Origin of the sequence: Salinadaptatus halalkaliphilus, from assembly GCF_006543045.1 — an archaeon.
In the GTDB taxonomy this organism is placed as follows: domain Archaea; phylum Halobacteriota; class Halobacteria; order Halobacteriales; family Natrialbaceae; genus Salinadaptatus; species Salinadaptatus halalkaliphilus.
Map to the genome: position 1 here is coordinate 82946 of NZ_RBZW01000016.1, position 10805 is coordinate 93750.

Consider the following 10805-nt stretch of genomic DNA (forward strand, 5'->3'; position numbering starts at 1 on the left):
AACGGCGGTGATGCCGAATTGAGGACAAAGAGGCCCTCAAACAGGAAAGGAACCGAGAGACGCGGTAGGAAACTGGAAGTGAAGCGAAGGCCATGTCGGCCAAAACGGAGTTTGGTTACCAAACTGGATGGTAGCCGACAGCGGAATCGACGGCCGATCACTCCTCGGTATCACCGTCACGCCAGGAGTCGGGGACGTCGATGACGTAGCGTCCGTCTTCCTGGAGCGAAATGATGTATTCCTCGCGGTTGTACAACTCCATGAGGTTGAGTTCGTACTGTCCGGGATTGACGATTTTGATGCTCTCGAACTGTTCGTTGAGCTCCGCACGGAGTTCTTCGATCGATGGCTGATCACCGGACGGTTCGCTCACTACGCGACCGTGGTCCGGCGCCTGCTCGTCGTCGACAGCCGGCTGATCGGTGCCCGTCGTCCCCTCGACGGTACCGGCCGGGATGTCGTCGTTCGAAACGACACCACCCCTGGCATCGGCCTGTGCCGAATCCTCGGTCTCGGTAATCGGCGGTTTCGACGGAGCGCTTTCGGCCGACGAATCAAGTTGATCGCGTCCACTGGCACCACTCGAGCGATTGCTCGCATCGTCGCCGCTCGATCGATCCGACGGTTGGTCCGGCGCTGACGATCTGTCTTCGGGCCGGCGAGCAGTGTCTGGCCACTCCCCAAACTCGGATGGCTCATCCGTCGATCCACCGCCCTCGCCGGTCTCACTCGCGGGCCAGGCGGAAGCGGATTCTGCATCGGCGTTGGCACCGGCCGTCTCGAGGCCCTCGGGAGCGGTTTCAGTGTCGGCAGAGGTCGGGTCGGTATCGGCAGAGGTCGTGTCGGTATCGGCAGAGATTGGGTCGGTATCGGCAGAGGTTGGGTCGGTATCGGCGGACGCAGTCCCCGCCTCTCCGAGAGCGGTTCCGCTATCGGCAGCGGTCGCCCGCTCGCCGTCGCGACCGTCGTCGGACGTTACCCAGTTTCGAACGGTCTCGGTCGCTTTCGTGAATCCGCTCTCGGAATCCCAGCCCGAGGTCTCGTCGCCAGCAGGGTCCTCGTCGGGAGCGTCTGCAGCCGACGCTACTGGGGCTGTGTCACCCCCGCCCTGGGACTCCGATCCCTCCGCTGGATCCTGCGATGTCGATCTCGAGGGCGTAAACTGAAACTTGTTCCCACCACAGTCCGGACAGCCCGACAGCATCTCCTTGGAGCCGTCGGGAAACGTCCGGCCGCAGTTCGTACATTCGTGTGGCATTAGTTTCGGGACACGAGCGCGCTGATGAGCGTTTCGTCCTTGTGAAGCGTCTCGATTTGGTTGGCCGGTCCGATCACGGTCAGTTTCGCCTCCGCGTCGTTGGTCCCCATGATGCGACCGAGCAGCGAGGAGTCCCCGGCTTCCGATTTCGGATAGGTCTCGATCTCGATGCCGTTGAAGCCGTCGGGATTGATCTCGGCCATCGTCGTCTCGATGAGGCGGCTCTCTTCGTCCGGCGTCAGCCCTTCCTCTAAGATGACGATGTTGCCGTCGTGGACGCCATCTAGAATCATCCGGATTTTTTCCATCGTGGCCATCTCCGCCATCCGTTCGCCGCTGATCAGGTCGATCTGGACCCCATCAGGCCCCTCCGGGTCGTCCGTATTCGTTGCTTTAGGCATCGATATCACCCAAAATACTGTGCGATGTTGTCGTACACTTCGTCCATGTTGTCGCCCTCCTTAGCCGACAACGGGACGGTCTTGTGTTGGGGGAACGCGTCCTCGATCCGTTTGACGCTCGCGTCGTCGAGGTCGATCTTGTTCGCAAAGATCAAGACGGGGAGGTCGCGAGATTCGATGATACCGATCAACATCGTATTGACCTGGGTAATCGGATCTTCCGCGCTATCGAGCACGTAGATGACACCGTCGACGTCTTCGCGAAGCCAGTGCATCGCTTCGGCGACGCCTTCGGTCGCTTCCCGGGAACGACGGATTGCATCTTCTTCGTCCATCTCGCCGGTAAATTCCTCGTAATCGACTTTCGTCGTCACACCGGGCGTGTCGACGATGTCGATCGTCACCGACTTGCCGTTGCGTTCGATCTCGACGTTTTCTTTCCTGCGCGCGCGTCGCGTTTCGTGTGGAACGTGACTCTCCGTTCCGATCGCATCGCCAGTCCAGTCTCGTGCGATTCGATTTGCAAGCGTTGTCTTTCCGGCGTTCGGGGGTCCGTAGATACCGATTCGTTTGGGATCCTGATCGGAGAACAACCGATCGGTTGCCCGAGAGATACTATCTTTGAGTTCTGTGAACAGTCCCATTTGTAGGGCCTCCAGCACACGGGGTGTGTCTGCGCGTACTACCGCACTGAATTCACTTAAGCCTACGTTACTGGTGTTGTTTTTCGTATATGTTCGCACGAAACGATGCGATCGATTCGACCGTCCGATTCGACGCCGCGTCGGAAACGAACGACCAAGAGCTCGGTTCGGCACGCAGTCATCGGAGTGTGGGCACCCTCGTCCCTGTCACGTCACCGGAGTGGCACCTCGAGTGGAAACGAGGGCATAGTACCAACTGCAACGATGCACACACTGATCGGACAGCCGTCGTGTGATCTGGAGCCATACTAGGAGTATCCCTCCTAACGCACACCTGCACAGAGGAGCCACGAACTCAATGTGTGATATAATGACTTAGTAGCCGTTCAGCACCACCCCCACCCCTTCGTTTCGTGTGGAACCAGCCAACAGTGGGTTCGAGAGGTGCTGGGATATGCGGCTGTTTTCATTCGAACTCAAGTGCTGACCCAATAGACTGTAGAGTTAGAGCTTCTCTGTAGAGAATGTGGCTGTCTCGATCCTCCTAATAACGAACCGGTTCCTGAGCGGTAAATCTAGTAAGCTCTAGTAATAATATTGAAACTACTAGCAATTAATCTAACTCACTTGGTTTGCGGATACTGTTTCTGCACTACCAATATAAAACCTCCCCTTCTCAGATCCTTCACGGTGGGGGGTGGGTTCGGAACGTTCCACACGAAACGAAGGGGTGGGGGGCAGGTGGGCGGATCGTTCGACTGAGAACAACTCACTCACCCTCACACTCCACTCTCCACTCAGGATATCTCCTCACCCACCTCCCTCCACCCCTCCCTCTCGAGTTCACCGTTCAGTCGTCGACTTCCACACTGTCCACACTGTGACGTTCGTTCCTCGAGTTGGTTGTCACCGCGTCTCGACCTGACGACAGTCCACCTGTTGGGGCCCCGAACTCTTTCGTCCCTATCCGTCGAATCGTCGCCAAACGTGGTACTACTGTAATCGTGACTGTACTCCTGCGACGATCTTGTACTCCTGCGACGACCCGTCTAGTATTATTGACCTCGTCGATATATCATCGAAATATAGGAAAATGCACGGGTACTCGATCGAGTCACAACCTGCCAAACGGCAATCGATCCAGCGGGTTCGATCGCGAACTGAAGGGAAGAATTTAATATCACGGTGTTCCTCTGGTTCGTTTGCATCAACTGGATCCGACCCGGGTCGATATATTCGCCGATGATCTTCCAGAGGCGGTCTTGCCCGTGAAATCTTCCGCTCCGGTACCGGATCTCCACTCGAAATGAGGGGGTACGCGTACGACGAATGTCTGACGACGATCTAAACACGCCGCCGACCGACGATCTCGATATCGACGGTACGAGTGGCTTCTCGACGGACCTCGAGGGAACCGACCTTGGCGAGGAATCGTCGAACCAGGGCTTGTTCGACGATCTTCTCAGCGGTGAACCGATCTTCGAGAACAAGGAGGTCTTGCGACCGTCGTATACGCCACACGAACTTCCCCACCGAAACGATCAGATCAACAAGATGGCGACGATTCTCGTCGCCGCCCTTCGCGGTGAAACCCCCTCGAATATCCTGATATACGGGAAGACGGGGACCGGCAAGACCGCGAGTGCGAAGTTCGTCAGCAAAGAACTCGAGAGTACGTCACAGAAATATAGCGTCCCCTGCGACGTCGAATACATCAACTGCGAAGTCACCGACACTCAGTATCGCGTGCTCGCGCAACTGGCGAACAAGTTCATCGAAAAAAACAAAGCCCGTATCGACGACAAAATCGACTCACTCGAGACGCTGCTCGAGCAGGTCGATGCCGCCGGTGCCGATGTCGATGCCGGTCCAGCGGGATCGAACACGGATTCGACGACGCCTGCCGAAGGTTCGGGCTCGGTATCCTCGGTTTCGAGTCGAAACCAAACCGACGGGAAAACGGACGACTCAGCCGCCGATACTGGTCGCCCAGTCGAAACGGCAGGGTCGGCCGAGGGCGACGATACGGGTAACGCCACGCCGTCTGATTCCGGTTCGACGGACGGCCTGTCCACGGACGAGGCGACTGGGGACCAGCCCTCCCCCGATGAGTCTACAGTAGCGCACCCGCTCGAGTCGACGCCGTTCGACTCCAGAGCCGATGTCGTCGAACGGATCGAACAGCTCGCAGCGGACAAAGAGTCCTTCGAGGACGTGCCGATGACCGGTTGGCCAACCGATCGAGTCTACAGCGTCTTCTTCGACGCCGTCGATTACGACGAGCGAGTCGTCGTCATCATGTTAGACGAGATCGACAAACTCGTCGAGAAAAGCGGGGACGATACGCTCTACAATCTCTCGCGGATGAACTCCGAACTCGAGAACTCTCGCGTGTCGATCATCGGCATTTCGAACGATCTCAAGTTCACGGACTTTCTCGATCCGCGGGTCAAGTCCTCGCTTGGCGAGGAGGAGATCGTTTTCCCGCCCTACGACGCCAACCAGCTTCGCGATATTCTGGAACACCGATCGGACGTGGCGTTCAAAGGCGGTGCGCTCTCCGAGGACGTGATCCCGCTGTGTGCGGCCTTTGCCGCACAGGAACACGGCGACGCCCGCCGCGCGCTGGATCTGCTCCGGACCGCTGGCGAACTTGCCGAGCGATCCCAGGCTGAGACGATCGACGAGGACCACGTTCGCCAGGCCCAGGACAAGATCGAACTCGATCGCGTCGTCGAGGTCGTTCGGACGCTGCCGACCCAGAGTAAGCTCGTCCTCTTTGCGATCATTCTCCTCGAGAAAAACGGCGTCCACAGCATCAATACGGGCGAGGTGTACAATATCTACAAACGTCTCTGTGAGGAGATCGACGCCGACGTTCTTACCCAGCGTCGGGTCACCGATCTCATCAGCGAACTCGACATGCTCGGCATCGTCAACGCCGTCGTCGTCTCGAAGGGACGATATGGCCGCACCAAAGAGATCAGCCTCTCGGTGCCGATCGACGAGACCGAGGCCGTGTTGCTCTCGGATTCGCGACTCTCCGACATCGACGATGTCCAGCCGTTCGTGCAGGCGCGCTTCGAGAACTAAATCCACTGGACTGTCGGCCGGGAATCGACGAGGGAATCATAACGGGGGAGTTACTTTCCACAGGTATGTACCGCCGCCAGGTCCTTCTCGGTACCGGGGCCGTCGTCTCGCTTGCGGGCTGTCTCTCCGACGACAGCGAAATCGACGAGATGGAGCGGGGACGGATCGAGATCGTCATCGACGACGAACCGGTCGACCTCGAGGCGGACCGATTTCAGTCCGAACACGCCGAGGAATACTCGATCGACTTTCACTTTCACGAGTTCGACGAGTTCTGGTATATGGAAGGTGAGAAACGAGTCACGTTTGCCGAGGCGATCGATTTGATTCCCCACTTCGAATACGCCACCGACGAGGGCGAACACGTGCTCACCTACGACGGAACGACCTACGACACGAATCATTCGGAAATTCACATTTCGTTTTTCCACAACGACGATCCCGTCGATCCGACGGAGCAGTTGCTCTACAACGGCGACGAACTGCTCGTCGAGGTCGAGACCGACGGTATGGAATAGTGAACAGGAGCTGCTGAAAATCGACGAAGCCGATCAGGATACTGGGACGATTTCGTCTCCAGCCGAAATGGGGGCCTCGAGTCCGGTCGTCACTGCCGAGATGTCGGTCGGTGCGGGCGTCGGCGCGAGCATCCCGCCGAACAGACTGTCGAAGAGGAGCCTGATGTGACCGAGCCACGGGATGCGGAACTGTGCTTTGCCGGTGATCCAATCGGGATCGACCACGTCGGTCTGGGCCCCGCCCTGGTGCTGATCGTAGCCGCTGTTGGCGTCGCCTTTGGTGACGAAGCCGTCACGAGAGGCCGGACACGTCTGGACGTCGTCACAGGTCGCATCGCCGATGATCTCCTCGTCGGCTTTCGTGTCGACCCAGTTTTCGCCCTCGTCGACCCAGAAGTGCGCGCGGTGTATGACGGGCGTTCGATACTGGCTGCCGTCGGGTCTGAAGATGACTACGTCCCCGGGTTGGCCGAACGTGTCGTGGCCGCTCTCGAGGCCGTTGTCGGCCGTCACGACGCCGGTGGCGTCGACGGGGCCATCACCGACGAAGCGGTCGTCGTCGACGACGAAGATGAGGTCACCGCGTTCCATGTTGGGTTCCATACTGCCACTTTCGACGGCGACCAGCGGCGGCCAGACGCCACTGACGGCAAACAGGAGGAGTCCGATCGCGGCCACGATCGCGACGCTGCTTACGATGTCGCGAACGAAGACGACGGAGCCGTCCTCGCTGCGAAGAAACCAGCGGACGACGCCGTCGTCCTCGATGGTGACGGCCGGCCGGTCGGCGCTGGTATTGTCGTCGGACTCCGCCGCTGTTGGGCCGGCGGACGCGCGATCATCGCTCGAGGATGGCATCATCTCGTCGGACTCGTCGCTGGAGGTGGGATGACCGTCGCCAGTTTCGTCATCCGCTTCGTGGTCGCCGGGATCGGGACCGCTCATTGTCCCGGCTTTTGCTGGGGGCACCAATCAACTTTCCCCTCGCCCCACGGCCGTGAGACAGCGTCTCTGACGTGGGCGAATCTGCCGTAACGATATCCCGACGAAACTGGAGACTGCTGGTGGTTTCGGCGTAACGACGTTCATCACGACGCCGTATCGAGTGGAGCCGAATCGACCGTCGGTGTACTCGTGGCGAATAACGATTCGAACGCCAGTCGGACGTTACCGAGCCACGGCACCCGGATCGAGCCCTTGCCGACGATCCAGTCGGGGTCGACGACGGTCGTCTCGGCGCCGCTGCCCTGGATCTGGTCGTAGTTCGGGTTGTTGTCGCCTTTCGTGATGAAGCCGTCGTGTGGTGCCGGACAGGTTGCCAGATCGCTGCAACTATTTCCAGCGAGGGTATCCGCGTCGGCTTTCGTGTCGACCCAGTTTTCGCCCTCTTCGACCCAGTAGTGAGCTCGGTGGATAATCGGCGTCTCCGTCGGATCACCGTTGGGCTCGAAGATCACGACGTCGCCGGGCTGGCCGAACGTCTCGTGGGTTCCGCCCGCCCCGTTTTCGAGTGGAACGACGCCGGTGTCACCCGCGGGATCGTCGCCGACGAACCGATCGTCGTCGACGACGAAGACGAGGTCACCTTCGCCGACGTTTGGCTCCATGCTGGGACTCTCGACCGCCACGAGCGGCGGCCAGGTGCCGCTGATCGCGAACAACAGGCCACCGACGACCCCAACAAGGACGAGTATCGTCACTACGTCGCGAACGAGTGCGACCGATCCATTGTCGGTCAGGACCAGCCAGCGGACGATACCGTCGTCCTCGATCGTGACCGACGGCTCGTCGGGTTTCGAGCGTCGACGAGGGCCAGTAGCATCGACCGGCGGCGCCGACGCAGAACGTCCGTCACCGTCGCGGGAGTCGGTTCGGTCGTCGCGGTCGCCACCGTCCATTACAGCGTCGTTCACCGAACAGCGACATTATCGCTACGGTTTTGACCCGTTTGCTCGGTGTTCGTCGGCGGATATCGGTTTCCCGTCTATCAGCGGTATCGCTATCCTTTTTTTCTTACCCGCGAATGGAGTGATGTGCCACTCGAGGCCCCCGCTCGAATCGTTAGCGAACTGGTAAGCCGCGGCTACAACGCCGAACGCGAGGCCGTCACGCAACTGGCCTCGAGCGACGACCCCGACCGGGCACTCGAGCGCGTGCTCGAGGACCTTGCGGAGGAAACGCTCGTCGTTCGGACCGAACACGTCGAATCGGCGCTCTCTCGGGACTCACCGCCACGGTCTTCGGCGTCGGAGACGGCTTCCGCCACCGAAGACCCCTCCGTTTCGACTGGAACGGCCGGCGGGACGGGTCGTGGATCGACGACCCGATCTCCAGTTGAAACAGGGGGGTCCGCCGGTGGGCCAACCCCGGCGGCTGGCAGTGGAAATCGCTCGGCCGATCCCGCGTTGCGATCGCTGGAGATCGCCAACGACATGACGGGTGCGAGTACGGGAACGGGCGAGTACGAGGATTTCGTCTCGGTGTTTCGGGATCGGCTCGAGCGACTGGGAGCGACGCTTCGTGGACGAGTCAACCATCGGCCGGCGACGGCGATCCAGTCGATGCCCGGCGGTTCGGAGGCGGGGATGGTCGGGCTGGTCAACGATATCCGATCGACCGCGAGCGGCCATTGGCTGATCGAACTCGAGGACGCGACGGGAACGTTCCCGTGGCTCGTGATGAAAGATCGGGAGTACGCGGATCTGGTCGAGCAGTTGCTCTGTGACGAGGTGCTGGCGATGGAGGGGACGCTCGCGGACGATTCGGGGATCGCGTTCGTCGATTCGATGCACTTTCCGGATATTCCGCGCACGCACGAGCCGTCGACGGCCGATCGACACGTCCAGGCGGCGCTGATCAGCGACATCCACGTCGGGAGCCAGGAGTTCATGGCCGAGGCCTGGAACGCCTTTGCCGACTGGCTCCACACCGAGGCCGCCGAACACGTCGAGTATCTCTTGATCGCCGGCGACATGGTCGAAGGGGTCGGCGTCTACCCGAATCAGGACGAGGAACTGGACATCGTCGACATCTACGATCAGTACGAGGCGTTCAACGCGCGTCTCAAACGCGTTCCCGGCGATATCGAGATCGTCATGATCCCCGGCAACCACGACGCGGTTCGTCTCGCCGAGCCACAACCGGGATTCGACGAGCAACTGCGCGATATCATGTCGGCCCACGATTCGCGGATCGTCAGCAACCCGTCGCTGGTGACGCTCGAGGGGGTTTCCGTGTTGATGTATCATGGCGTCTCCCTGGACGAGGTCATCGCCGAACTCCCCGAGGAGAAGGCCAACTACGACGAACCCCACAAGGCGATGTACCAGCTGTTGAAAAAGCGCCACGTCGCTCCCCAGTTCGGTGGCCACACCCGTCTCGCTCCCGAGGAGAAGGATTACCTCACCATCGACGACGTTCCCGACATCTTTCACACCGGCCACGTCCACAAACTCGGCTTCGGCAAGTACCACGACGTGCTCGCGATCAACTCCGGCTGCTGGCAGGCCCAGACCGATTTCCAGCAAAGCGTCAACATCGACCCCGACGCCGGCTTCGCACCCATCGTCGACCTCGATACGCTCGAGGTGACCGTCCAGAAGTTCAGTTAGGGCGTCCGACGGTCGGATCCCCCGGTTCCGGCGACGGGTTCCGTGACCTCAACGATTTTCACGGACTGGCGTGAGACTCAGCCAACCCCTGGCTCGAGATCGAATGCAGTGGAACTACCGGTACACGCTACTCGTCCTCTGTACCTTCGCATTTTTCGGGACGATGGTGGCGCGGCTGGTCATCAGTCCGCTCGTGCCCGCGATCACCGACTCGTTTACGATCACGAACACGGCGATCGGCGTCGCATTGACGGGGATGTGGCTGGCGTACGCGCTGACGCAGTTTCCGAGCGGCCTGCTTGGCGATCGGTACGGCGAACGGCTGATCATTCTCGTCGCCGTCGGCGGCACTGCCGTCATGAGTTTCGTCCTCGCGCTCGCACCGGTTTTTCCCGTCTTCGTCGTCAGTGTCATCGTCCTCGGCGCGGTCGCCGGCTTGCACTACAGCGTCGCGACCTCACTGCTTACGCGAACGTTCGACGACCAGATGGGGATGGCAGTCGGCATTCACACGATCGGCTCACCGGCCGCGGGCTTGTTCGCGCCGGTCGCGGCCGCGTGGGTCGGCACCCGATACGGCTGGCGCGCCGGCATCGCTATCGGCGCGGCGATCGCCGCCCCCATCTTCGTCCTCTTTGCGCTTCGAACTCGTCGAACCGATCCACAGCGGCCGGACCAGCCGGTTTCCGACCGTCTCGAGTTCGCGCCCTTGGTCGATCTCCTCTCGACGCCGCCGATAACGTTTACCGTCGGCATCGCCGCGATCTGTGCGTTCGTCTGGCAAGGAACCGCCTCCTTCCTCCCGACGTTTCTCGTCGAGTATCGGGGACAGTCGGCGACGCTTGCGGGCGTCGTCTTCTCGTCGTACTTCGTCGTTCAGGCGGTGACCAAACCGGTCCTCGGCTCGCTGTCGGATTCCTACGGCCGAGACAGCGTCATCGTCGGCTGTATGGTGACGACCGTCCTCGGGCTCGTTCTGTTCGTCGCCGTCCCTGGGGCCCTCGCCGTCGTCGCTGCGATCGTGCTGGTCGGGACGGGACTGGGCTGGGCCTCCGCGGTCGAGCCACGATTCATGGACGAGTTGGGCGACCGTGAACGCAGTGCCGGCTTCGGCCTCGTCAGAACGGTGTACCTGGTGGTCGGCTCGCTCGGATCGTTCGCCGTCGGGCTCTTCGCCGACGCCTTCGGCTGGGCCGTCTCGTTTGGCGTCCTCGTCTGTCTCCTGTCGCTGGTCGCCGTCGCCGTCGTCATCAACGGCGCCCTCGAGCTCGGCTACTGAC

At 60.7% G+C, this 10805-nt stretch carries 9 protein-coding genes; 4 read left to right on the forward strand and 5 right to left on the reverse strand.

The genetic code is table 11. The annotated features are described in order from the left end of the window. Positions 1-157 precede the first annotated feature (157 nt). From D8Y22_RS06010 to D8Y22_RS06020, 3 genes are read right to left on the reverse strand one after another with little or no spacing between them, the layout of a single operon-like run. On the reverse strand, positions 158-1258 hold the full coding sequence (locus D8Y22_RS06010; RefSeq protein ID WP_141463804.1) for an OapC/ArvC family zinc-ribbon domain-containing protein: 1101 nt from the start codon (positions 1256-1258) through the stop codon (positions 158-160). Then, complete coding sequence (locus D8Y22_RS06015) at positions 1258-1659, reverse strand: DUF2073 domain-containing protein (RefSeq protein WP_141463805.1); 402 nt, start codon at positions 1657-1659, stop codon at positions 1258-1260. The genes D8Y22_RS06010 and D8Y22_RS06015 overlap by 1 nt, the downstream gene beginning before the upstream one ends. 5 nt (positions 1660-1664) lie before the next feature. Beyond that, positions 1665-2303, reverse strand: coding sequence for an Era-like GTP-binding protein (locus tag D8Y22_RS06020; protein ID WP_141463806.1), 639 nt, complete (start codon positions 2301-2303; stop codon positions 1665-1667). Between the two features lie 1329 nt (positions 2304-3632). On the opposite strand from D8Y22_RS06020, the gene D8Y22_RS06025 reads away from it, so the two are divergent. Together D8Y22_RS06025 and D8Y22_RS06030 are read left to right on the forward strand one after the other, a co-directional pair. Then, positions 3633-5396, forward strand: a complete 1764-nt coding sequence (locus D8Y22_RS06025; RefSeq protein WP_141463807.1) for a Cdc6/Cdc18 family protein — start codon at positions 3633-3635, stop codon at positions 5394-5396. Positions 5397-5461: 65 nt separating this feature from the next. Then, positions 5462-5914: a hypothetical protein gene (locus tag D8Y22_RS06030; RefSeq protein ID WP_141463808.1), complete on the forward strand. Its 453-nt coding sequence runs from the start codon at positions 5462-5464 to the stop codon at positions 5912-5914. Between the two features lie 33 nt (positions 5915-5947). On the opposite strand, the gene D8Y22_RS06035 is transcribed toward D8Y22_RS06030, so the two are convergent. Then, positions 5948-6859: a S24/S26 family peptidase gene (locus D8Y22_RS06035; RefSeq protein WP_141463809.1), complete on the reverse strand. Its 912-nt coding sequence runs from the start codon at positions 6857-6859 to the stop codon at positions 5948-5950. A 143-nt stretch (positions 6860-7002) separates the two neighbouring features. After that, on the reverse strand, positions 7003-7812 hold the full coding sequence (locus D8Y22_RS06040) for a S26 family signal peptidase (protein WP_141463889.1): 810 nt from the start codon (positions 7810-7812) through the stop codon (positions 7003-7005). A 135-nt stretch (positions 7813-7947) separates the two neighbouring features. Between D8Y22_RS06040 and D8Y22_RS06045 the strand changes: the two genes are divergently transcribed. Continuing rightward, positions 7948-9525 (forward strand): DNA-directed DNA polymerase II small subunit, encoded by a 1578-nt coding sequence (locus tag D8Y22_RS06045; protein WP_141463810.1) that lies wholly within the window; start codon positions 7948-7950, stop codon positions 9523-9525. Positions 9526-9628: 103 nt separating this feature from the next. Then, the gene (locus tag D8Y22_RS06050; RefSeq protein ID WP_141463811.1) at positions 9629-10804 is read left to right on the forward strand and encodes an MFS transporter; all 1176 of its coding nucleotides are present in this window, start codon (positions 9629-9631) and stop codon (positions 10802-10804) included. The last annotated feature ends 1 nt before the right edge of the window (position 10805 follow it).

What these genes read in the sequence shown, in the direction of transcription:
- D8Y22_RS06015 (WP_141463805.1), bottom strand. Translation starts at nt 1,659, where the DNA reads ATGCCTAAAGCAACGAATACGGACGACCCGGAGGGGCCTGATGGGGTC.
- D8Y22_RS06020 (WP_141463806.1), bottom strand. Translation starts at nt 2,303, where the DNA reads ATGGGACTGTTCACAGAACTCAAAGATAGTATCTCTCGGGCAACCGAT.
- D8Y22_RS06050 (WP_141463811.1), top strand. Translation starts at nt 9,629, where the DNA reads ATGCAGTGGAACTACCGGTACACGCTACTCGTCCTCTGTACCTTCGCA.
- D8Y22_RS06030 (WP_141463808.1), top strand. Translation starts at nt 5,462, where the DNA reads ATGTACCGCCGCCAGGTCCTTCTCGGTACCGGGGCCGTCGTCTCGCTT.
- D8Y22_RS06035 (WP_141463809.1), bottom strand. Translation starts at nt 6,859, where the DNA reads ATGAGCGGTCCCGATCCCGGCGACCACGAAGCGGATGACGAAACTGGC.
- D8Y22_RS06025 (WP_141463807.1), top strand. Translation starts at nt 3,633, where the DNA reads ATGTCTGACGACGATCTAAACACGCCGCCGACCGACGATCTCGATATC.
- D8Y22_RS06010 (WP_141463804.1), bottom strand. Translation starts at nt 1,258, where the DNA reads ATGCCACACGAATGTACGAACTGCGGCCGGACGTTTCCCGACGGCTCC.
- D8Y22_RS06040 (WP_141463889.1), bottom strand. Translation starts at nt 7,812, where the DNA reads ATGGACGGTGGCGACCGCGACGACCGAACCGACTCCCGCGACGGTGAC.